This is a genomic window from Paenibacillus tianjinensis (genome assembly GCF_017086365.1).
GTDB classification, from domain to species: domain Bacteria; phylum Bacillota; class Bacilli; order Paenibacillales; family Paenibacillaceae; genus Paenibacillus_AQ; species Paenibacillus_AQ tianjinensis.
Genome location: NZ_CP070969.1, coordinates 5,754,999 through 5,778,388 on the forward strand (window position 1 = coordinate 5,754,999; position 23,390 = coordinate 5,778,388).

At 50.5% G+C, this 23,390-nt stretch carries 16 protein-coding genes; 2 read left to right on the forward strand and 14 right to left on the reverse strand.

The genetic code is table 11. The features are described from left to right. Positions 1 to 186 precede the first annotated feature (186 nt). Positions 187 to 4,725, forward strand: a complete 4,539-nt coding sequence (locus JRJ22_RS26790) for a collagen-binding domain-containing protein (protein WP_206102244.1) — start codon at positions 187 to 189, stop codon at positions 4,723 to 4,725. Positions 4,726 to 4,846: 121 nt separating this feature from the next. On the opposite strand, the gene JRJ22_RS26795 is transcribed toward JRJ22_RS26790, so the two are convergent. From JRJ22_RS26795 to JRJ22_RS26805, 3 genes are read right to left on the reverse strand one after another with little or no spacing between them, the layout of a single operon-like run. Continuing rightward, positions 4,847 to 6,625 carry a hypothetical protein gene (locus JRJ22_RS26795; protein WP_206102245.1) on the reverse strand — a complete coding sequence of 593 codons (1,779 nt, stop codon included), beginning with the start codon at positions 6,623 to 6,625 and terminating at the stop codon, positions 4,847 to 4,849. Positions 6,626 to 6,639: 14 nt separating this feature from the next. Next, positions 6,640 to 7,173 (reverse strand): type II secretion system protein, encoded by a 534-nt coding sequence (locus tag JRJ22_RS26800; RefSeq protein ID WP_206102246.1) that lies wholly within the window; start codon positions 7,171 to 7,173, stop codon positions 6,640 to 6,642. Next, positions 7,157 to 7,765: a prepilin-type N-terminal cleavage/methylation domain-containing protein gene (locus JRJ22_RS26805; RefSeq protein WP_206102247.1), complete on the reverse strand. Its 609-nt coding sequence runs from the start codon at positions 7,763 to 7,765 to the stop codon at positions 7,157 to 7,159. Before JRJ22_RS26805 ends, JRJ22_RS26800 begins: the two co-directional genes overlap by 17 nt. A 214-nt stretch (positions 7,766 to 7,979) precedes the next feature. On the opposite strand from JRJ22_RS26805, the gene JRJ22_RS26810 reads away from it, so the two are divergent. Further along, complete coding sequence (locus JRJ22_RS26810; RefSeq protein WP_054942242.1) at positions 7,980 to 8,765, forward strand: alpha/beta hydrolase; 786 nt, start codon at positions 7,980 to 7,982, stop codon at positions 8,763 to 8,765. Between the two features lie 100 nt (positions 8,766 to 8,865). Here JRJ22_RS26810 and argH read toward each other — a convergent pair whose 3' ends face one another. From argH to secA, 11 genes are all read right to left on the reverse strand, one after another. Continuing rightward, the gene (argH, locus tag JRJ22_RS26815) at positions 8,866 to 10,281 is read right to left on the reverse strand and encodes an argininosuccinate lyase (protein WP_206102248.1); all 1,416 of its coding nucleotides are present in this window, start codon (positions 10,279 to 10,281) and stop codon (positions 8,866 to 8,868) included. A gap of 119 nt (positions 10,282 to 10,400) precedes the next feature. After that, entirely contained in the window at positions 10,401 to 11,636 is a 1,236-nt protein-coding gene (locus JRJ22_RS26820; RefSeq protein WP_054942246.1) for an argininosuccinate synthase, read from the reverse strand. A gap of 711 nt (positions 11,637 to 12,347) precedes the next feature. After that, positions 12,348 to 13,316: an ornithine carbamoyltransferase gene (gene argF, locus JRJ22_RS26825; RefSeq protein WP_206102249.1), complete on the reverse strand. Its 969-nt coding sequence runs from the start codon at positions 13,314 to 13,316 to the stop codon at positions 12,348 to 12,350. Next, a complete protein-coding gene (locus JRJ22_RS26830; protein WP_232380963.1) occupies positions 13,313 to 14,599 on the reverse strand; it encodes an aspartate aminotransferase family protein in 1,287 nt (428 codons plus the stop codon). Before JRJ22_RS26830 ends, argF begins: the two co-directional genes overlap by 4 nt. A 99-nt stretch (positions 14,600 to 14,698) precedes the next feature. After that, complete coding sequence (argB, locus tag JRJ22_RS26835; RefSeq protein WP_206102250.1) at positions 14,699 to 15,502, reverse strand: acetylglutamate kinase; 804 nt, start codon at positions 15,500 to 15,502, stop codon at positions 14,699 to 14,701. 40 nt (positions 15,503 to 15,542) lie between these two features. Next, the gene (gene argJ, locus JRJ22_RS26840) at positions 15,543 to 16,775 is read right to left on the reverse strand and encodes a bifunctional ornithine acetyltransferase/N-acetylglutamate synthase (protein WP_206102251.1); all 1,233 of its coding nucleotides are present in this window, start codon (positions 16,773 to 16,775) and stop codon (positions 15,543 to 15,545) included. A gap of 21 nt (positions 16,776 to 16,796) precedes the next feature. After that, positions 16,797 to 17,846, reverse strand: coding sequence for an N-acetyl-gamma-glutamyl-phosphate reductase (argC, locus tag JRJ22_RS26845; protein WP_232380964.1), 1,050 nt, complete (start codon positions 17,844 to 17,846; stop codon positions 16,797 to 16,799). A gap of 155 nt (positions 17,847 to 18,001) precedes the next feature. Beyond that, positions 18,002 to 18,886 carry a YitT family protein gene (locus tag JRJ22_RS26850; RefSeq protein ID WP_206102253.1) on the reverse strand — a complete coding sequence of 295 codons (885 nt, stop codon included), beginning with the start codon at positions 18,884 to 18,886 and terminating at the stop codon, positions 18,002 to 18,004. A 340-nt stretch (positions 18,887 to 19,226) separates the two neighbouring features. After that, positions 19,227 to 20,361 (reverse strand): peptide chain release factor 2 gene (gene prfB, locus JRJ22_RS26855; protein ID WP_408637912.1). Its coding sequence is split into 2 segments (ribosomal slippage): positions 19,227 to 20,267 and positions 20,269 to 20,361, totalling 1,134 coding nucleotides; the frame shifts between segments, so codons are not numbered across the junction. Further along, entirely contained in the window at positions 20,266 to 20,547 is a 282-nt protein-coding gene (locus JRJ22_RS26860) for a hypothetical protein (protein ID WP_206105365.1), read from the reverse strand. Before JRJ22_RS26860 ends, prfB begins: the two co-directional genes overlap by 96 nt. A gap of 218 nt (positions 20,548 to 20,765) precedes the next feature. Further along, a complete protein-coding gene (gene secA / locus JRJ22_RS26865) occupies positions 20,766 to 23,273 on the reverse strand; it encodes a preprotein translocase subunit SecA (protein WP_206102254.1) in 2,508 nt (835 codons plus the stop codon). Positions 23,274 to 23,390: the final 117 nt, after the last annotated feature.

The window sequence follows — 23,390 nt, forward strand, 5'->3', positions numbered from 1 at the left end:
AAATACTTAAAAATTAGGGTAATTTTTCATAGATAATCATTGCCTATACATGTAAATTGTCCTAGAATGATATATAGCATATAACCGATTTATTTACAATTATGATTTCCAATTTCCGACTGAATTCGATGCAAATTTTAATATTTATACCAATTTATTCAATATACAAACAGGGGGAATCGTCAAATGAAACTATTAAGGCGCAAAAAATGGATTCTGATTTCTGGTATCCTGCTGTCGATTCTTATCATTGCCGCATTTATTCAAGGTTTCCTTGTATCCGTTAATGCTACCAATACTAATTACACGATTCGTATTCTGGAGATTACCGACCCGAACAGCGACAGCCTCAAGCTTAGTGCGAGCGATCCCTTCCCCTTTAGTGAGTTAGATGAACTGCAGAATGTATCCAATGTTAAAATTGACACCATTACCATGAAGCGGTTCGTGTCGCTGCGTGAGAATTGGGACGGCAAATACGACGCCATTTATATCGGTAAAGGTGATTACAGCACAAAGTTGATTAACAGCAACGGGAACAGCAGCACAACTGTTAGGGAAGAAGCCCATAAAACCTTAAGCATCGAGAATGATATTACCCTCCTTAAAGCGAAGGAAATAACCGACTATTACATTAATAAGGGCCTCTATGTATTTTTGCGGGAGGAGACATTCACCGCCCAAGCTACAGCTGCGGCCAAACAGGGGAATTTGTACGCTACCTTTAATCCATACCGTACCGCTGCCAAATCCAATATTGTTTTCCTTAACAACAAGGCGGCTCTGGACAATTTCACAGCAAAAATCAAAGACGCCTCTTCTCCCTATCTGACCGGCCTGACCCAGCGTCCAAGACTTGCGATAAGCAACAAGGCAGATATTATCAGCTACCGTAATACGCCAAGTCATGCCTACGTTTCAGGAGATACACTGAGCTTCAATGTTAGTCTGGACAATATCACCAACTTAACTCAGCGTCCCGTCCGGGTCCGCTTGTTTATGAACGTAGACTCTTCACTGCCAATGAAAGAGAACAACGTCGTTGCTACAGAAATTATGAATTCCTCCTCGGGAACAATCAGCTACAAGCTTCCGCAGACCTATTCAGGCCCTTTGTACTGGAAAATGGAGATTACCGATACCCTGAGCGATTTGAAAGATTTCGACTCCGGCGTCATACTCTACAAAGGCATCAAGCCCGTAATTAAGGTGCTGCAGGTAATGCCGGCTGGCTTGACAGACAGTAATTTGAAAAGCACTGTATACAAAAACATGGATTCCTCCTATTTGACCGGCACAAACAGTAAGGATTTCGAAATCCAGATCACACCAATAGATATGAGAGCCTTCAACACATATATTGCCAACCATATCAGCGCAACCGATCCTACCTCCGGATTAAACGGAGTCTACGATATGATCGTATTCGGCTTCCAGGACATGTACGACCGTGTCAGCACACCCATGTTATCCAAAGCTGCTGCAGATGCGGTTAAGGCCTTTGCCGAACAAACGAAGCAAAGTCTGATGCTGACCCATGACACCATTTTCCGTGAGGTCGATGCCAATACGGCTACACCAGCATTAGACCCCTTTGTGGAGAGCACTACGGGCGGAGTCCAGAACCTGAACTATTGGAGTTCCTATTTCCATGACATGGTTGGCCAGGCGCAGCCGCGGACCTATCTGGGCGGCAGTGCAGTCAATCCTTCTACGAAGGTAGTGTCGGTAAACGAAGGTCTTTTGACGCAGTATCCCTTCGATCTCGACAAAGCTGACCTGACTTCAAGTACGGGACGCTACACGGTTGCCACTACCCATGACCAGTTCTTCCCGCTGAACCTGGAGCGGGCTGATGTCATTCCTTGGTACAACATTTCCGGATCCGGCCGGGATACCGATGACAGCTATAACCATTTCTACACGTACTCTGTCGGCAACATTACTTTTTCCGGCACAGGCCATACCAACAAAAACTTTCCCCAGTGGGAACAGATGCTGTTCGTCAATACAATGTACCGTGCGTTTACCGGAGCTAACCACGCTCCTGAGATTACCGTTGTTATGCCCGCGGATAAGAGTATCAAGCCTTCGTACCAGGACAAACTTGTTGTTAGTTATACGGTCAATGATTGGGATCTTAAGGATAAAGATCTCCTCACTGGCATTAAGTTTAAGGTCAATAACGAATACTTGTCTGATTATGAAATGGCCGAGAAGACAGTGCAGTCCGGGGAGACCGTAACACAAACCTTTAACAACCCGCTTCCCGAAGGAGGCGCCCTTCAGATTGAGATTACGGCTAAGGACAGCCAGGGAGCCCTCTCTACCAGAACGGTGAACGTAACCGTAGAAAAGGTGGGTTCGAATCTAACTCTTAGCCGGACTGTGTCTTCGAGTGCAGTGGAAAGAGGAGATACAGCTAACCCTCTTACCCTTACTTATACCGTTACACCGAACTCGATCCCTGCTTATACCGTTCAGAATGGAGAGCAGACGATTAGTAATCTGACAATTTCAAATGTCGAGTATTCAGAGCGATTCCCGGCAAATCTTGAGTTTATAGATCCTCTGCCAGCCGGAACTTCCAAGAGCGGCAGTCTTACATCCGGGTATACACTGACGAGAAACCTTGGTGAGATCAAGTATCATTTGTCTGCGGATGGTAAAACTTTCGAGCCTGACGCCGGCCAAACCATTAATTTCAGCCTTAACGCTGTCGCTGGTGAGAAGAAATCCTATTTGCTGGAGAATGCAAAATTGAGTTTTGAAGAGGTACATGCTACTTCAGAGATTTACAGTTCAGTAAATAGTATTAGCAGTGAATTTAATGCGTTCTTGTTTGGCGACATCAAGCTGAAGAGTACTAGTACAGACGGGAATCTGGCTGCGGCCGGAAATGCGGAGTTTACCAGCTATAGCCTTAACGGGCACGGTACCCGAACTCTGGTAGTCGGGGGGAACTTTATATTCAATGGCGGAAATGGCGCCAAAATCCATGGCAACGTCGTTTATGGGGGAACGTCGACAGTTACTGTGAATAATTCTGTTGAAGGTTCGGTAACCAAAGGAACTCCAATCGATTTCACAGAAACCCAGCGGCTTATGCTGCTAGAGTCCAGCAGTCTTGATTCCCTGGCTGCAAAGGTTGTTGATGGCCAATCTCTAGACTTCACCGGCACGGATAGTAATCGGAATGTTTTTGATGTTACAACGGATACTCTGAAAAATGTCAAGATAGAGGCTCCGGAAAGCTCGACGGTTATAATCAATGTACATGGAGAATCCGTTTCAATGCAGGGCGGCTTTACCTTGAAAAATGTCAAAAGCAATCATGTGCTTCTAAACTTCCCTGAAGCGAAGTCACTTACTATTGGCGGGATAAGAGTAGATGCTACCATTCTTGCACCTTTAGCCAGCGTACAGTTCGACAATGGTCAAATATCCGGTACTCTTATTGCTAAAAATCTTTACACCGATAACGGCGGATCTTTAAGACTGGATGTATTCACCGGAACGCTTCCGGAGGTCGTAAATGATACTCCCCCTGACCGGCCAAAGCAGACGATTTACTTTAACCCGGCAAGCTTTGAAGCTATCGTTAAAGTAACCTCTCTCTCCCTTGAGGGAGCACGGATCAATATGAACACCGAGCTCGGGATGAAATCTATGGTTACTGTCCTGCCGGACGATGCGAGCAATAAGGAAGTCTCCTGGGTTTCTCTGAACCCGGATATTGCTACAGTTACCGATGAAGGTGTAGTTAGAGGTATTAAGGCGGGAACTGCTTCGATTCAAATTACGGCGAGAGACAGCAGTGGTGTTACAACTTCGGCAATAGTAGAAGTCATTTCTCCCGATCTGAATATCTCAGGGCCAACCCAGGCTTATGTAGGTGATCATCCAGCATTTGAGGCGCTGTATGATACGGCTGACCTCATTGAGGGTTACGAATGGTCAATTAAACCGGACAGTAATTCGGCAGGAGCTACTCTCAGTTTACCTTCGGGTTCGCTTAACGAACATGTTACTATGACGGCTATCCGGTCCGGTCAAGCTACACTCGTGGCGACTGTAAAGACTAACAAGTTTAAAGATGGAGCTGCCAGCAAAGAACTTACAGTGACCTTTACCAATCCTGTAAGCCAGATCACTATTGACGGAGTATCCCAGGTAAATGTCGGGCAGAAAATCCCCTTACAGGTAAGAGTGGTTCTACCGGATAATGCTGATCCCGCTGTTTATACCTGGAGCTTGGAAGGCGCCGGTGGCACCTACGCACAAATTATTCCTGGCAGCACCACCAGCAGCATAGAGTTAAAAGGACTGCAGATTACCGAGAAGGACAAACCTGTTATTGTGAAGGTCACTACACCCGGCCCTATCCCGGGACAGCCTGTCACGGCAACTGCTCTAATTACGGTGGGGGCAAGATTAACCGGGTTAAGTCTACCTCCAACAATCGACATTGGAGTGGGGAGCGAGAATTCTCATAACCTGTTTAACACCAGAGATCTGACCTTATTCCCTGTAAGCATGACGCTGGCCGATATCGAAGGCAAGCTGGAATGGACCAGCAGCAATCCTGCTGTAGTTAGCGTATCAGGGAACGGCGTAATTACCGGTATCATTAAAGGTTCGGCAACGGTCACTGCAACCTATAAGGATAATCCTGCAATTAAAGATTCGATTCAGGTGAATGTGATTAATGAGGACCGCTACTAAAACTGCTGTAAGCAGAAACAATCTCTCCGTCCCCTCAGGAGGGTAATCAAAAAGAACCCCCGGACAATACCAGCGTAACTTCACTGGTACCCCGGGGGTTCTTTGGGTTTGATGATCTTTTCTAATTCAGCTTCACGCCTTCAACACGGATATTGACTGTATTAACACGGGGCAGACCTGCCTGCTGGTCGTTAAAGATCTGATTATTGTAGGTAGCTTTGAAGCGGGTCAGGCTGTTATTAGCGGTAAAAGAGATATCTCCAGTACCTTCTGCCGCACTGCCGCGTACAGCATTGATCGTCAGATCTCCTTTGGCGAAGAATCCACCGCTTAGCGAAAAGATTGAACCTACACCGTACAGCTTCGCGTCGGAATCCGTATAAAAGAACGCATCCAGCGGGGCAGGTTCATTATTGGTGAAGGCTGCCAGACGGTTAATCAGAATTCTGCCTTGGGATATGAGCACCAGCTCTTTGTTATTCAATCCTTTAATCGAGGCATCTTCGACAATGGTCGTGTAATCCTCTGCTGAGTCTGGCGAGGAAGCCCGGAGAGCAAAGATCGTTGAGTCGAACTCCACCTTCCCGCGGATTTCCACTTTTCCAGTAACAAGAATATTTGCCCGCACTTGAATCGGCGTAGCATTCCCGTAATTATTGATAATTAAGTCTCCGTCAATGATATACCAGTTGCGGGGTGAGGTTGAGTTTTTAGCGCTTTGCCTATAATTAATTCCACTTAGCTCGGTACCATCCAACGTCAAATTGCCTTTATAGATTACGGATTTACTCGGCTGAGTCAACTGCTGCACTGCAGTATTATAATCCGTTAGATTCTTCTTCCCTTGCTCCGAAGTGTCCGCAGGGTCAGGCTTGGAAGGAAGCACCGGATGATCAAAGATAGATTGATAATTAGTACCCAGATAATTGATCAGATTGCCGGATGCCAGGTTCTCCGAAATCTTCTTTCTATCCGCTCCAGCCCCTACCGCCTCAGCAATTTTATCGATAAAGGAGTACTCCACATTCACCTCAACGAAACTGCGGTGACTCTTGATTTTCACGTTCTGCTGGGGGATTTTTCCGGTCATCGAGGTGGAGGAACTAAGTTTATCCGCTGTAACCGGTTGTTTGTCCTGTTCCTGATAGACAAGCTTATTCAGTGATTGAACATGGGCCTCGCCCGAGAGCTCAAAGGGTTTGGATACAAAGGAGTGGTCTCTAGTTTTATATTTATATAGAGCAGTGTCACTAATGGTCAGTGTATTGCCGGCATATATATTGCCCTGAATATAAGGCGAACCGTTAATGGTTAAATTATTCTCCGAACCAAGGGTATACTTCAAGAAGTCCGGAAAAGTATCGATTACCACCGTCTGCGACAGCGTCCGGGTTACACCGTTTACATCCGCCTCAGCAGTCAGAGTCAGTCTGTAACTGACCGATTGCCCTGCCTGGGCGGGTCCGCTTTTTACAGAATTGACCTTAACAATTTTACCTACTGCAGTTACACCCTCTGTCTGAAGCAGGTCGGTGCTTACCAGAAGTCCATTCGATCCGCCTGCCTGTAAACTCTGCAGAAAGTTCGCAATCTTGCCATCCAGCTCACCTTGGCTTAAGTCCACACTCTTACCAACTTCTTTATTAAGGCTTGCAGTAATATAGGCTATCGCTTCATCGAGGGTCTTCTCCGCCAGGTGCAGGCTCTGAACGTCGTTCTTCCGGGTCTCCGTCCGCTGTGCCCCCCCGACTGCTGCGCTCAGCACACTAAGCCCAAGGATGGTAAGCAGCAAAACAATAAACATCACCAGTACAAGAGCGGATCCCTGCTCTTCCCTGAAGCGCCGCGCTGCTACTCCCGGCCTTTTATAAATGATATGACGCTGTGACGGTTCAGACATCTGCCAGCCACCTCCTAAAATCCGAATTTACTTTCAAGTTCCATAGTGTAAGCTCTGCCGTCATACATCTGGGTCAGTTTTAGCTTGATTTTAATGAGTCCGGTATCGCAGGGAAAGGTGGTCTGGCAAGTCCTCCCATCAGCAGAGGTTGAAGAAATGACCGAACCCGTTAGACTAGAGTGAATGGAAGTCCGGCGATCATTCGGATCAGGTACGGCCGTAATCGCCCCAATAACAAGGCTGCCTCCCGAAAAGGCGATCATCTCATCGGCAGCTGACCCTTTTTTTAGCGTAATCCCGTTTATGTTGGTGGTGTTTATTACACTTTCAGGAGCATAGGTATATAGTTCATTAATAATGGTAGACATAATAATATCGGCTTCATCCCGCAAAGCATTCTCGATCGTTATTTTGTGATAACTGCGGAAGCCAAACATGGTTACCATTGAAATAATGCCGACTATCATAGAAAAGAGCGTTAAGGCTGCGATCATCTCGATTAGGGTAAATCCCTGCTCCGACTTCAACCGCTCAGCGAATTTTTTCATCTGTAATATAACCCTCCACCACTGTACTAGCAGTATGGCCATTAGGGCCGCCAGGTCCTGTTACCGTTACCTCTACAGGAATTAAATACGGTGCCATCTCTTGTTTGCGGATATCCACCGCCCCTTCCGTATTTCCGCCGATCCTGCCATTCTTCATTTCCTGATGCAGATCAGCCTGATAAGTAATATCCACCTGATAGCTGACATTATTGATTACCGGATTAAGCACATTGGCAAGTGTATTCACGTCCGTTATTATGCCATCATAGACTGCGCAGCTTACCGAGGTCTCCGTAAGAGGGACACAGCCGGATGCCTTAATACTGGAGTGACCTGCAACTGCAGGCTGCGTCCCATTTGCGGGTTTGCCTTGAAAATACACGCTCATTGTCTCAAAGTCCTGCTTCTCCATATAAAAAAGCGCGTTCCGCGCCAGATTGACCATAATTGTCTTATTCTGGTTCGATTTCGAGTAGGACAGCGCCCGGGTAAAATAAGAGGTTAGCACCAGGGAAACAATCGAGAGAATAACAATGGCTGCCAACACCTCAATCAGGGTAAACCCCTTCTCTGTGCCCCCTGTTGTATTCATTTTATCTTTCAATACCATCCGGTTCGCTCCTCATCCTGTTCTGCCTGTCATAAGTCCTATTCCTTGCACCGATCTGAATCTTTCTACCTATTCCCATTATATTCTTTCATTAGTTGCCCCAGCAATCCTATTAGGCATAATTATTCTAGAGATTTCTACTATGTATATCGGTTTTGCGCTGTGCTATCATTTGTGCTAAAAGGAGGATGTATCCATGGCTTTAATAGAATGCAAATTTTATTCCGAAGTGCTCGGATTAAGCACCTCAATGACGGTTATTCTGCCGCAGCAGACGACTACGCAAATTGGTCTAAGCAATGTCAAAAGGGGAGATCTTCACCCGACACTCTACCTTCTGCATGGTTTATCGGATGACGACTCTATCTGGCTGCGCCGGACCTCGATTGAACGGTATGTGGCAGAGCTGGGTATCGCCGTGGTCATGCCGCAGGTGCACCGCAGCTTTTATACGGATATGGCGGGCGGGGGCAATTACTGGACCTTTATCAGTGAGGAGCTGCCGGCGCTCGCACGCTCGTTCTTCCCGCTGTCGCCAAAACGTGAGGATAACTTCGTAGCCGGTCTCTCTATGGGCGGGTATGGGGCGTTTAAGCTGGGACTGCGCAAGCCGGAGACTTTTGCCGCTGCGGCAAGCCTTTCCGGGGCGCTGGATATGGCGCATGATTTCATCAACTGGGAAAACCCTTCTCAGAAGAGCCGGGAGTATGAGCTTATTTTCGGGCAAGAGGATATCGACGGTACTCCCAATGATCTGCTGTGGCTGCTCAAGGAAGTAGACCGCTCCAAAGGACCTAAACCGCTTCTCTACCAATGCTGCGGCACGGAGGATTTCCTGTATGAAAATAATCAGAGCTTCCGCAAAGCCTGCGCCAAGACTTCACTGTCTCTAACCTATGAAGAAGGTCCGGGTGCACATGAGTGGGGCTACTGGGATACCAAAATCCAGGATGTGCTGAAATGGCTGCCGCTAGGTAAATAATCAGGCCGGTGCTGTAAAAAAAGACTGTCCTTCCCGTAACCCGATACGGTGAGGACAGTCTTTGGTTTAGGTCATGCTTAATGCAGATCAGCCTGACTGTTTATTCGGCACTGCTGGTATGCTGTGCTACCCATTTACCTGCTTCCTTCAAAGAAGCTTCAGCCCGTTCAATCGCCGCTTTAACCTGCACAGTGGCTGTGCCGCCATAGACGTTACGGGCGTTCACTACAGCCTCAGGCTGGAGAACAGCATAAATCTGGTCATCGAACAGCGGTGAGAACTGTTTGAATTCGTCCAGCGTCAGGTCGAGCAGGAATTTGCCTTCATTGATGCAATACAGCACGGTTTTGCCGATCACCTCATGAGCCTGGCGGAAAGGCAGTCCCTTGCCTACCAGGAAGTCAGCGATATCGGTCGCATTGGAGAAGTCGGTATTGACCGCTTCACGCATCCGGGTTTTGTTCACCTTCATGGTGGAGATCATCGGTGCGAACAGCTGCAGCGCCCCTGTCAGTGTGGCTACTGTATCAAACATGCCCTCTTTGTCTTCCTGCATATCCTTATTGTAAGCCAGCGGCAGCGATTTGAGCACGGTCAAGAGACCGATCAGGTTGCCGTAGACACGGCCTGTTTTGCCGCGTACCAGCTCGGGTACATCCGGGTTCTTCTTCTGTGGCATGATGCTGCTGCCGGTGCAGAACGCATCGTCAAGCTCTACGAAGCTGAATTCCGTGCTGCTCCACAGCACGAGCTCTTCGCTCAGCCGGGACAGATGGGTCATAATAAGCGCTGCGTTCGCCAGGAATTCAACAATGAAGTCGCGGTCGCTGACAGCGTCCAGGCTGTTCTCGTACACACTGTCGAAGCCAAGCTGCTCCGCCACAAAATGCCGGTCAATCGGGAACGTCGTTCCGGCCAGGGCCCCTGCGCCCAGCGGAAGTACATTGATCCGCTTGTAGCTGTCCGTCAGGCGCTCCGCATCGCGGCGGAACATGGACACGTAAGCCAGCAGATGATGGGCGAACAGGATGGGCTGTGCGCGCTGCAAATGCGTGTAGCCGGGCACAATCGTCTCCACATTGTCTTTAGCCTGTTCAATCAGGGCTTCCTGCAGTTCATGCAAGAGTCCCACGAACTCCACCACCCGGTTACGAAGATACAAATGCATGTCTGTCGCTACCTGATCGTTGCGGCTGCGTCCCGTGTGCAGCTTGCCGCCTACCGGACCAACCTCCCCGATCAGATTCTTTTCGATATTCATATGAATATCTTCGTCCGCTACAGAGAATTCAATCTCGCCGGCCCGAACCTTATCCAGCACCTTGTTCAGCCCGGCCTTGATGGTTTCAACATCCTCCTGCGGCAGAATACCGCATTTGCCCAGCATCGTCACATGGGCCAGACTGCCCTGCACATCCTCTTCGGCCAGCGCCTTATCAAATCCGATGGATGCCGTATATTCCTCCACCAGCTTGTTTGTTCCTTTGGTAAACCGTCCGCCCCAAAGCTTGCTCACCTGTTATGTCCTCCTCTGCTGGACGATAGAAGGGCCGCTCCTGTCCTGACGGAGGAACGGCCTTCTAGTGTCCGCTTATATGATATGCTGCTATAAAACCGCCGAGCGGCTAAAATAATCTACTTATTCGATTCCGCCACACCGGCAGAAACCTTCAGACGCAGTGCATTCAGGCGGATAAAGCCTGTCGCATCCCCCTGGTCATACGCCTGGGTCGGATCCGCCTCCATCGTCGCGATGTCCGGATTGTACAGGCTGACCGGAGATTTCACGCCGGCACCGATAATGTTGCCTTTGTACAGCTTCACGCGAACCGTACCGGTTACGTTCTTCTGGCTCTCATTCACCAGGGCCTGCAGCGCAAGACGCTCAGGAGCGAACCAGAAGCCGTTATATACCAGCGTACTGTAACGGGTGATCAGGCTGTCACGCAGGTTCATCACTTCACGGTCCATCGTGATGGATTCCATTTTGCGGTGAGCGGTGAACAGGATGGTTCCGCCTGGGGTCTCGTACACGCCGCGGCTCTTCATGCCGACAAAACGGTTCTCAACCATGTCCACACGTCCAATGCCATGCTTGCCGCCCAGCTCATTCAGCTTCTCCATCACCTGCAGCGGAGTCAACGCTTCACCGTTTAGCGCCACACAGTTGCCTTTCAGGAAGTCCAGCTCCAGGTACTCCGCTTCATCCGGAGCATCCTCCGGAGCATTGCTGAGCAGGAACATTTCTTTGTTCTCCGGTGCGCTTGGATCAAACCACGGATCCTCCAGCACGCCGCTCTCATAGCTGATGTGCAGCAGATTGCGGTCCATTGAATATGGCTTCGCCGCCGATGCCTGCACCGGAATGCCATTGGCTTCAGCGTAGGCAATCATTTCCGCACGGCCCGGGAACTGGTTGCGGAACTCTTCCAGCCGCCAAGGCGCAATCACCTTGATGCTTGGCGACAATGCCGCCGCATTCAGCTCAAAGCGGACCTGGTCATTCCCTTTGCCCGTTGCGCCATGGGCAATCGCTGTAGCGCCTTCGGCGATGGCAATGTCCACCATACGCTTAGCGATCAGCGGACGGGCAATGCTTGTTCCGAGCAGATATTGGCCTTCATACAGCGCACCCGACTGGAACATCGGATAGATGAAGTCATTTGCGAATTCGTCGCGGAGATCGTCGATGTAGACCTTCGATGCGCCGGTTGCCAGCGCTTTTTCCTCCAGGCCGTCAAGCTCTTCCTTCTGGCCGATATCGGCGGTGAAGGCAATAATCTCCGCATCATAGGTTTCTTTGAGCCATTTCAGGATGACTGAGGTATCCAGTCCGCCGGAATAGGCGAGTACGATTTTTTCTTTTGCCATGGGGGTGCAACTTCCTTTCAGTGTGGGGGTATAGGATCAACTTAGGCACAAGAGTATAGCTCCGGTGCCCGGACGCAGACTGCGTGAAGGTTTGGACTTTCGGCCGCTGTTATCATTGAATCAATTACTGTATAGATCGAATCAGAGATTTTTCTATTTTGGGATTAGCTGTGACTCCAGTGAATGTTTGGACTTCCAGCCGCTGTTGTCTTCAGATTTCCTAATTTGAACCGCTTATAGCGGTAGAAATCCGAAGACAAAGGCGGACGCTACCGCTCTTACAGTTCCAAAATTCCCTTCCGCCACTTTTCCCTTAATATTCAAATTCAGTCTATGCAGCTATAGTATGAATTCAATGACAAAGGCGGACGCTACCGCTCCTACAGTTCCAAACTTCACTCCGCTGCTTAGCACCGGATATCAGCTCCAAAGGCCAAGTTCATCCTATATAGTTTTTATATAGTATAAGACCAGACATATTAGTTGGAATTACTCCACCTAAATCCTGGTTTGACCGTCATATCTACGTTATAAGTGGAATTTCTCCACTTATTTCCGTTTACATACCCCTTTGATGGTACTTTCCGAAAAATTAAGTGGAGATTATCCACTTAGAATTTCGATGTAGGTGCATGAGCGGAAATTAGGCGGAGAAATTCCAATTAATAATAAATTTGATAGCTAAAACAAAAGTAGCAGAACTGCCTTACCTTAGCCCATCAGCGCAGCCATCAGCGCTTTTTGCGCATGCAGGCGGTTCTCAGCCTGGTCGAAGATAACCGAGTTCGGGCCGTCGATCACGCCGGTGCTGACCTCTTCCTCACGGTGGGCCGGCAGGCAGTGCAGGAACAGGTAGTCGCTTTTCGCGCCTTTTACCAGTTCTTCATTGACCTGATAGTCCTTGAACGCTGCTTCACGCGCCAGCTGCTCAGCTTCGAAGCCCATGCTCGCCCATACATCCGTGTAGATGACGTCAGCATCCTGCACCGCTTCCTGCGGGCTGCGGGTGATAACGATGTTCGCGCCAGTCTCCTTGCCAATCTCACGCGCCTCCGCAACTACAGCGGCGTCAGGCTCATAGCCTTCCGGTCCGGCAATCGAGACATGTACGCCCAGCTTGGCCCCGCCGATCAGCAGGGAATGCGCCATGTTGTTGCCGTCGCCGATGTAGGCGAGCTTGAGGCCTTTGAGCTTGCCTTTATGCTCATAGACCGTCTGGTAGTCAGCCAGCACCTGGCACGGATGCGCCAGATCGCTTAGTCCGTTAATTACGGGAACTGAAGCGAAGCGGGCCAGCTCCTCCACCTTATCATGACCGAAGGTACGAATCATGATGCCGTCAAGGTAACGGGACATCACCTGTGCTGTATCGCCAACCGTTTCTCCGCGTCCAAGCTGGATGTCATTTTTGCTGAGAAACAACGCATGACCGCCAAGCTGAAACATTCCGACCTCGAAGGATACGCGTGTGCGGGTCGAGGATTTTTCAAAAATAAGTCCAATCGTCTTGCCCTTCAGCGGCTGGTAGACCTCACCGTTCTTTTGCTTCTGCTTCAGCTCTATAGCCAGATCAATCAGATACGTGATTTCCTCCGGACTATAGTCGTTCAGCTCCAGCAAATCACGGCCTTTGAGCTGCTGTGCGATAGTCGCCTTATCGCTTTGTACTCCCTGGCTCATGAATGTGCCTCCCCGTTAACTTTGTTAGCATAAGTATGAATGAGCTGGACTAGAATGTCCACCGCCTGGTGGATCTCATCCTCACTCACATATAGATTAGGCAGCAGCCGGATCACGTTCGGTCCGGCCTGCACGAATAACAGTCCCTGCTTCTGTCCGGCCAGTACAATATCCCCTACCGGCTCTGCGCATTCGATCCCGATCAAGAGGCCTTTGCCGCGGATTTCCTTCACAAACGGCGTATCCGCCAGCTGCTCTCTCAGCAGTCCGCGCAGGTACTCTCCCATCTCCTGGGCACGCTGCGGCAGCCCGTCTTCGAGCATGATTTCGATCGTCGCTTCCATCACCGCTGCAGCCAGCGGCGTGCCGCCGAAGGTGCTGGCATGGCTGCCCGGGCTGAAGGCTTCGCGCAAATATCCTTTGCCGAGCATTACGCCTGCCGGAAATCCGCTGGCTACCCCTTTGGCCAAGGTGAAAATATCCGGCTCAATGCCGTAGTGCTGATGAGCAAACAGCTTGCCTGTGCGGCCCATGCCGGTCTGCACTTCATCCACGATCAGCAGCAGACCGTGCTCTTTGCACAGCTCTACTACAGCATCCAGGAACTCCTGCTGGACTTCCAGCACGCCGCCTTCAGCCAGGATCATCTCCAGCATGATTGCTGCAGTATTATCCGTAATAGCAGCTTTCAGTGCCGGCAGATCATGCAGAGGTACGGTCTTGAAGCCCTCAGGAAGCGGAAGGAAGCCTTCCTTCACCTTTTGCTGGCCGGTCGCCGTGAGCGTCGCCAGGGTACGTCCATGGAACGACTGCTCAAATGTAATGATTTCATAGCGGCCCGTTCCCTTCACCTTCTGGTGATAGCGGCGTGCCAGCTTAATCGCAGCTTCATTCGCTTCCGCGCCGCTGTTGCAAAAGAACACCTGATCCGCACAGCTATTGCCTGTAAGCAGCGCGGCCACCCGGTCCTGCCCCGGAATGTGGAACAGATTCGATACATGCCACAGCGTATCAATCTGTGCCTTCAGCTTCGCGCCGACCTTCTCGGGAGCATGACCCAGACTGGTTACTGCGAGCCCGCACATGAAGTCGAGGTACTTATTGCCCTGATCATCCCAGACCCAGCTGCCTTTACCCTTGACCAGACTAAGATCATATCTGGCGTAGGACGGGAATACCGCACTCAGCTTGGCAGGAGCAGCCTCCTGAACCTTCGTTTCCCCTGAACGGGTATCTGCAGCCCCTGTTAAAGAATCTTTTTCCGCCTGTGTAAGCTCACTCATTCTTAGTCACTCTCCCACCATGCTGCTTCCGGTAAACCGGCAGCGCTCTTTTTTTGGTAATACCGCCCATCCGACTTGTCTCCACTCTATTGTAACAAACTACGAACGGATAATTCTCGTGCCCAGCTTCTCTCCGCTCAGCACACGGCTCAGCACCTGGGGCTCCTTGCCGTCTACAATAACAACCTCGGACACGCTGCCCTGGATGCAATCCATAGCGGCCCGCACTTTAGGAATCATTCCCCCGTAAATCTCGCCGCTGGCAATCAATTCTTCGATCTCTGTCACTGTCACCGACGGAAGCACGACCTTCTCATCGTCAATCGTCCGCATAATCCCCGGAACATCCGTAACAACAATCATGGAAGGCGATTCTACAAAGGAAGCCACCGCACCTGCCGCCGTATCCGCATTAATATTGTAACGCTGCCCCCCGGCATCTACACCAATAGGCGCAATAACCGGGATATAGCCGAGTGCGAGAATGCCCTTTACGATCTCCGCTTTGACCTCAGTGACCTCGCCGACCTGTCCTACTTCATCGCTGTTAGCTACGGGCCGCGCTGTAATCAGATTACCGTCAACACCGGACAGGCCGAGAGCCTGCCCGCCGCTTCCCTGGATTCTTCGGACGATCGCCTTATTGATGCTTCCCGCGAGCGTCATCTCTACGACATCCAGCACTTCTTCCGTCGTCACCCGCAGACCGTTCACGAAACTGCTCTCAATCCCAAGCTTCGCCAGATTGCCGGAGATCGCCGGCCCGCCACCGTGCACGATCACAGGCTGAACCCCGCTGCCCTGCAGCTCTCTTAGATCCTCGAAAAATGAATCCGGCAGAGCAGCCAGCGTACTCCCGCCGCATTTCATCACGAACAGCTTCTCTATCTTTTGATCCGTCATTATCTCGGTACCCTCCTTATGGACTTATGCCGGCCGCCCGTCAGGTGCGGTATGCAGCATTAATGCGCACATAATCATAAGTGAGGTCGCAGCCCCAGGCTGTTGCCTTACCGTCGCCGTCGGACAGAATCACAGTAATCAGCACCGTATCCGTCTTTTGCAAATAGTGAAGAGCCTTCTCTTCATCAAAAGCGACCGGCCGCGATTGGCGCAGCACCTCGATCCCGCCAAGCGAAATATCCACCTTCTCCGGCGATACCGGAACCCCGGCGCGTCCCACCGCAGCAATAATCCGCCCCCAGTTGGCATCTGCGCCAAAAATCGCTGATTTCACCAGACTTGAGCCGACCACCGTTTTCGCAATTGCGGCTGCAGCTTCATCATGTACTGCACCGCTAATCTGGACCTCAATCAGTTTCGTCGCCCCTTCACCGTCACGGGCAATCGCCTTCGCCAGATGCTGGCACACATGCGTAAACGCAGCGGCAAAAGCATCCCAGTCCGGATGCAGCCGCGTGAGCTTCTCATTGCCGGCCAGCCCGCTGGCCATCGTTACCAGCATATCATTCGTGCTTGTATCTCCATCCACTGTAATCATATTAAAGGTAGTGTTGGTAGCCGTTCGCAGCAGACGGAGCAGGTCTTCTCCCTCAATCACAGCATCCGTCGTCATGAAGCCCAGCATCGTTGCCATATTCGGATGAATCATTCCTGAACCCTTGGCCGCTCCGGCAATCGTTACTTCTTCTCCGCCGACGAGCACCTTGACGCAGCATTCTTTTTTCACCAGATCCGTTGTCAAAATCGCCTGGCAGAACTCCTCTGCACCCGAAGCGCCGCCATCCAGCTTCTCCGGCAAACCGGCAATCCCGCTGCGTACACGGTCCATCTTCAGCAATTCGCCGATCACACCTGTCGAAGCGACAGCAACATCCTGCTCGTTTACACCTAAAGCGCTGGCTGCGGCTGCACGCATCTCGTATGCATCGGCTTCGCCTTGATCACCCGTACAGGCATTAGCGTTCCCGCTGTTCACGATGACCGCCTGCAGCGTACCGTTCGCCAGACTTTCACGCGTTACTTTAAGCGGCGCTGCCTGAAAAACATTGGTCGTATACACGGCTGCAGCCGTTGCCGGAACTTCGCACAGAATGGCCGCAAGGTCGTTTCGCTCGGTTTTTTTGAGGCCGCAGTGCAGCCCTCCGGAGGTGAAGCCTTTTGGTGCAGTAATACTTCCGCCTTCTACGACGGTATATGATTTGTTCTCGCTCATTGTATGTTTAACCGCTGAACCTTAAGGATACACTGGTGTGTAACCAAGGCCGCGGGTTTCCTCCCATCCCATCATCAAATTCAGGTTCTGAATCGCTTGACCTGCTGCGCCCTTAACGATGTTATCAATGACGGACACAATGGTTACCCGACCTGTACGGGCATCTGTAGAGAAGCCGATATCGCAATAGTTCGAGCCGCTGACTTCTTTTGTCGCCGGAAGCACTCCAGCAGAGCGGACCCGCACAAACGGCCTGCCTGCATAATATTTACTATATAATTCCACAAAATCCTGCTCGCTATAATTCCCGTTCATCCCCGCATACATCGTGCTCATGATCCCCCGGGTCATCGGTACCAGATGGGTAGTGAAGGTCACGGTCACCTTTTCTCCAGATATATCAGTAAGCACCTGCTCAATCTCCGGGATATGCTGGTGTTTGTTGACTTTATAAGCCTTGAAATTCTCATTCACCTCGGCAAAATGAACCCCAAGATTCGCTCCTCGGCCTGATCCGGAAACACCCGACTTCGCATCAATAATAATACTCTCCGGCTTAATCCAGCCTGCTTCAACAGCAGGGATTAGTCCAAGCAGCGTTGCTGTCGGATAACAGCCGGGATTGGAGATGAAATCGGCGCCTGCCGTACGTTCACCATAGACCTCGCATAAGCCGTAGACCGCCTGCTCCAGATAAGCTTCGGGCGGAGCCGTGTGCTTATACCATTGTTCATATTCCGCGCCGTCCTTCAACCGGAAATCACCGGACAGATCGACTACCTTCAGACCCGCCTCCAGCAGCTGCGGCACCAGCTTACCACTAACACCTGAAGGTGTTGCTGTGAACACAACATCCGCTCTGCCGGCGATTTCCGCCGGATCTACACCGTCCAGCTTGCGCTCCACGATCCCTGTCAAATGCGGAAATCCAAGCTCGATAGGCTCTCCCGCACTTGACGAGGAGATTACGGAGGTAATCTCTATATCCGGATGGTTCTGCAGCAGCCTAATCAGCTCCACGCCTCCATAACCCGTTGATCCAACAATCGCCGCTCTCAGCTTGCCTCCCAATGTCATCCCCGCTTTCTGACTAATTCTTCAATGCATACCGTCCTGCAAATATGTATTATTATACGACCGAATTAATATAAATACAACACGTTGCGTTAACTTTCTTGGAAGGCCTGATCGTAAAAAGAGAAGCGCAGGCTTCTCCTATGGAGATTCTACGCTTCTCTTTTAAACCCTTCACCCAATACCTCGTGGGCCTCAGTAATTATGACGAACGCCCCCGGATCCACAGAGCGGACAATTGCTTTTAGCCGGGTAATCTCATTCTGGCCGACTACCACCATTAGCACCGTACGGTTGTCACCCGTATACCCGCCCTGCGCATTCAGCTTCGTCAGCCCGCGGTCCAGATCATTCAGAATCGCCTGCGAGATTTCCTCCGTCTGATCCGAAATAATATAGGCCACCTTAGTTACACTAAAACCTACTTCCAGCGCATTAATGACTCTGCCGGTCACAAACAATCCAATCAGCGCGTACATGGCCTGCTCCATGCCCAGTACAAAAGCCGCCAGCGTGATGACCGTACCATCCAGCAGCACTACAGACAGCGAGAAGCTGAACCCGGTGATTTTCTGAATAATCTGCGCCAAAATCGTCAGTCCGCCAGTAGATCCGCGCCCGCGGAACACCAGCCCCAGCCCTAATCCCACAGCAATGCCCCCATAAATCGAAGCCAGCAGCGGATTGGTGGTCGGAACCGGGCCATCCTTGGTCAAGTAGATAAATAGCGGCAGCACAAAGCTGCCCAGCAGGGAGCGCATGCCATACTGCTTGCCGAGGAAAATGACACCGAGAATGAACAACGGTATGTTTAGTGCCCACTGGGTAAAAGCCGGCTCCGCGCCAAACCAGGCTTCTGCGAGTACGGACAAGCCCGATACCCCGCCCGAAGCGATCCGGTTCGGCAGGAAAAAGAGGTTAAATCCCAGTCCGGTAATCAGCGAGCCGATTAGAATTAACGCGATATCCACCGTATGGCGCAGCGGCCCGTTGAGTGGAATCAGCGGAGGTTTGTTGCGTGAATTGACTTTTTGCATGTCTAGCTTCTCCTTAAGATGTAATTGGGGCATTATTTTCAATATCAGTACTGGAAAAGCACAGAAACTCAAGATACCGGGAATGATTCCCTTTACATTCAACCTATCGTCCAGTTTAAGCCCATCTAATCAAAATTACACGGAGGAATTCCCGTTAATCTTAATTATGGAGAGCTTATCCAAAAAATAGCGGGGGTTTTTCCCGTTCAAGGCTCGTGCTTCGGATGTTCACACCACCACCTATCCGTTGCACGGTATAGGTGAGACGCTTCAATTTCAGTGCTATATCTCTCCAAAAAAAATCCCTACACCTCCGAAGACGCGTAGGAATACAGTTTGCTTATTCAACTTCAGTCTTAATCTGGCTGCGCAAATATCCGTCAATAAACGGATTCAGATCGCCATCCATTACTGCCCCAGTGTTTCCGGTTTCCACGGAAGTACGGTGATCCTTTACCATGCTATAGGGATGGAACACGTAAGAGCGGATCTGGCTGCCCCAGGCAATATCAGATTGCTCCCCGCGGATCTCGTCCAGCTGCTGCTGCTGTTCCTGCAGTTTCTTCTCATACAGCTTGGAACGCAGCATTTTCATCGCCTGCTCCCGGTTTTTGATCTGCGAGCGTTCGTTCTGACAGGTGACCACTACGCCTGTAGGGATATGCGTAATACGCACCGCTGAATCTGTTGTATTGATATGCTGACCGCCCGCGCCGCTGGCCCGGTACGTATCGATCTTCAGATCCTCTGTACGGATCTCCACCTCGACATCATCAGTAATCTCCGGAACCACATCACAGGACACGAAAGAGGTATGGCGTCTTCCGGAAGAATCGAACGGCGAGATACGCACTAGCCGGTGTACACCCTTCTCAGCCTTCAAATAGCCATAGGCGTTGAAGCCCTTGATCAGCAGTGTGACACTCTTGATGCCCGCTTCATCGCCCGGCAAGTAGTCGAGCACCTCAACCTTAAAGCCGTTCTTTTCAGCCCAGCGGGTATACATGCGCAGCAGCATTTGTCCCCAGTCCTGGGACTCCGTTCCGCCCGCACCCGGATGCAGCTCCAGGATGGCATTCAGTTTGTCATACGGCTGATTAAGCAGCAGTTGCAGCTCAAAGTCATCGACTTTGCCGGCTACAGCGCGGATAGTTCCGGCAACCTCTGCCGCCAGCTCCGCGTCGCCTTCTTCATCGGCCAGCTCCGCCATCATTGCGGCATCATCATACTCCTGCTGCAGCTTCTCAAACTGATCCACGGAGGATTTCACCGCATTCATTTCACCGATGACACCCTGTGCCTTCTCGGGATCATCCCAGAAGCCTGGCGCAGCCATCTTCTCTTCAAAGTTCGCAATCATCTCAAGCTTCAGGTCTAAGTCAAAGAGACCCCCTAAGGTTGGTTAGTTTCTTGCCTATTTCACGCAGATCCTGCTTTACGTTGGAATCGATCAATGGGATCACTTCACCTTTCATAATAAAATGCTGGGCCGGGCCGCTGGTTGGACATTGCGTTATAATGACCATTAATTCGCTGCGGGCTTCTTGCTCATTCAATCCTATCCCTGGCGTTGCCCGTAACTGCGGGGAATGCTTGGACTTCCGGCCGCTGTTAGGTTTGGATTTCCTTATTTCGAACCGGTCTTCGCGGTAGAAATCCAAACCTAAATGCGGACGCTATCGCTCCTCCAGTTCCAAACTTCCCCTCCGTCACTCCCGCCTGGGCTTTGGTTTTCAGATCATCATCGCTTGCTGCGCTTAATGATCAGCTTAACACCCAAACTCCAAAAAAACGGCCGGGCCGCAAACGGGGTGTCCCCCGGGCCCAGCCGCTTTTTATTGTCATTATAAACCTAAAGAATTAACACAATTCTTATATCTTATGCGTTCTGGCCGTGGCAGTTCTTGTACTTCTTGCCGCTGCCGCACGGGCAAGGGTCGTTGCGGCCGATGGCTGCCTCAACATGCACAGGACGTTTCTCAACTGGCTCGGCGTTGGTGGAGATTTTGTCCTCCTCCACAACTGACTGCCGCTCCTGATTCGTTTCGATGTGCGCCTTCATAATATAAGTAGCGACTTCTTCCTGAATGTTGGCAGTCATGGCGTTGAACATCTCAAAGCCCTCAAACTGATATTCACGAAGCGGATCGGTACCGCCGTAAGCGCGAAGGTGAATCCCTTGACGGAGCTGATCCATGGCGTCAATATGATCCATCCATTTGCTGTCTACAGAACGAAGCACGATAACCTTCTCGAATTCGCGTACCAGCTCAGAGCCGAGACGCTCTTCGCGTTCGGAATACTTCTGCATCACACGGTCGAAAATGTATTCGACGATTTCTTCAACTTCCTTACCCCAGAGATCATCACGGGTAAGAGCACCTTCATCCAGCAGCTTGCTGTTCACATAATCAGCAACCTCTTGAAGCTCCCAGTTTTCCGGAATATCATCACTGCAGTGTGCGCGAACCACACGGTCAATGACCGGCTGGATCATTTCCGTTACGACATCTTTGATATTATCGGACTCTAGAATTTCACGGCGCTGTTTGTAGATAATCTCACGCTGCTGATTCATTACATCATCATATTGCAGTACGACTTTGCGGATATCAAAGTTATTGCCTTCTACCCGCTTCTGGGCAGATTCAACGGCACGGGTAATCATGCGGCTCTCAATCGGCTGATCTTCTTCGAATCCGAGACGGTCCATCATATTCAATACATTGTCCGCGCCGAAACGCTTCATGAGGTCATCGCCGAGGGACAAATAGAATTGAGTCGAACCCGGGTCGCCCTGGCGTCCCGCACGTCCACGCAGCTGGTTATCAATCCGGCGGGATTCATGGCGCTCCGTACCAATGATATGCAGACCTCCGAGATCTGTTACACCTTCACCCAGCACAATATCGGTACCGCGGCCAGCCATGTTCGTAGCGATTGTTACGGTTCCCGGTTGTCCGGCATGCGAGATAATCTCCGCTTCGGATTCATGATGTTTAGCATTCAGCACCTGGTGTCTTACACCTTTGCGCTTCAGCATTTCCGATACGCGTTCGGAATTCTCAATCGATACTGTACCAACCAGCACCGGCTGATTTTTCTTGTGGCGTTCAACGATCTCTGCTACCACCGCGTTAAATTTGCCGTTCTCGCTCTTGTAGACCACGTCAGGCATATCCACACGCTGGTTCGGCTTGTTCGTAGGAACCTGCAGAACTTCCAGACCGTAGATTTTTTTGAATTCCTCTTCTTCCGTCTTCGCAGTACCTGTCATCCCGCCAAGCTTGCGGTACATCCGGAAATAGTTCTGGAAGGTGATTGTAGCCAGCGTCATGCTCTCGTTCTGAACCTCAATCTCTTCCTTCGCTTCGATCGCCTGGTGCAGCCCGTCGCTGTAACGGCGTCCAGCCATCAACCGGCCCGTAAACTCATCGACGATGACAACCTCATCACCATTCACTACATAGTCTACATCACGGCGCATAATTACATTAGCCTTGAGTGCCTGGACGATATGATGATTAAGTGTTACATGACTATGATCATAAAGGTTCTCAACACCAAAAGCGCGTTCAGCCGTAGCGACGCCCTTCTCTGTCAAAGCCACCGATTTCACTTTGATATCTACTGTGTAGTCTTCTTCAGCAGTCAGCTTCTTCACGAAGCGGTCTGCAGCGTAATACAGTTCTGTCGATTTCTCGGCTTGTCCGGAAATAATAAGCGGAGTCCGCGCTTCATCGATTAGAATGGAGTCCACTTCATCAATAATACAGAAATATAGCGGGCGTTGAACCATTTGCTCCTTATAGAGCACCATGTTGTCACGCAAGTAGTCAAAGCCGAATTCATTGTTGGTGCCGTACGTAATATCGCAGGCATAGGCTTGTTGTTTATCAGCATGGTCCATGCCGTTCAGGTTCACCCCAACCGTCATGCCCAGGAAGTTATAAATTTGTGCCATTTGCGCACTGTCGCGCTGTGCCAAATAATCATTTACCGTTACGACATGCACACCCTTACCGAGCAATGCATTCAAGTAGACCGGCAATGTCCCTACCAGGGTCTTACCTTCACCTGTCTTCATCTCGGAGATCCGGCCTTCATGCAGCGCCATACCTCCAACTAGCTGTACGTCAAAATGCCGCATGCCCAGCGTCCGTTTGGAAGCTTCGCGTACGGTTGCAAATGCCTCAGGAAGAATTTCCTCAAGGGTCTCGCCTTTTTCGATCCGGGCACGGAATTCTTCGGTCTTAGCCTTGAGCGCTTCATCCGAGAGCGCTACGAAATCCGGCTCCATCGCATTAATTACTTCGACCGTCTTCATCAGACGTTTGACATCGCGTTCGTTGGTGTCACCGAATATTTTCTTTACAAGTCCTAGCATGGTTAACCCCTTTCATGCAACACAGATGGTGGAATCGAGCCCATCCTCACTAATATTGAAAGGGCCATATATTATTTCGATTCCGCTGCTTCATAAATTGTAACAGTTTGTAAGAGA

What these genes read in the sequence shown, in the direction of transcription:
- JRJ22_RS26790 (WP_206102244.1), top strand. Translation starts at nt 187, where the DNA reads ATGAAACTATTAAGGCGCAAAAAATGGATTCTGATTTCTGGTATCCTG.
- JRJ22_RS26795 (WP_206102245.1), bottom strand. Translation starts at nt 6,625, where the DNA reads ATGTCTGAACCGTCACAGCGTCATATCATTTATAAAAGGCCGGGAGTA.
- JRJ22_RS26800 (WP_206102246.1), bottom strand. Translation starts at nt 7,173, where the DNA reads ATGAAAAAATTCGCTGAGCGGTTGAAGTCGGAGCAGGGATTTACCCTA.
- JRJ22_RS26805 (WP_206102247.1), bottom strand. Translation starts at nt 7,765, where the DNA reads ATGAATACAACAGGGGGCACAGAGAAGGGGTTTACCCTGATTGAGGTG.
- JRJ22_RS26810 (WP_054942242.1), top strand. Translation starts at nt 7,980, where the DNA reads ATGGCTTTAATAGAATGCAAATTTTATTCCGAAGTGCTCGGATTAAGC.
- JRJ22_RS26820 (WP_054942246.1), bottom strand. Translation starts at nt 11,636, where the DNA reads ATGGCAAAAGAAAAAATCGTACTCGCCTATTCCGGCGGACTGGATACC.
- argF (WP_206102249.1), bottom strand. Translation starts at nt 13,316, where the DNA reads ATGAGCCAGGGAGTACAAAGCGATAAGGCGACTATCGCACAGCAGCTC.
- JRJ22_RS26830 (WP_232380963.1), bottom strand. Translation starts at nt 14,599, where the DNA reads ATGAGTGAGCTTACACAGGCGGAAAAAGATTCTTTAACAGGGGCTGCA.
- argB (WP_206102250.1), bottom strand. Translation starts at nt 15,502, where the DNA reads ATGACGGATCAAAAGATAGAGAAGCTGTTCGTGATGAAATGCGGCGGG.
- argJ (WP_206102251.1), bottom strand. Translation starts at nt 16,775, where the DNA reads ATGAGCGAGAACAAATCATATACCGTCGTAGAAGGCGGAAGTATTACT.
- JRJ22_RS26850 (WP_206102253.1), bottom strand. Translation starts at nt 18,886, where the DNA reads ATGCAAAAAGTCAATTCACGCAACAAACCTCCGCTGATTCCACTCAAC.
- secA (WP_206102254.1), bottom strand. Translation starts at nt 23,273, where the DNA reads ATGCTAGGACTTGTAAAGAAAATATTCGGTGACACCAACGAACGCGAT.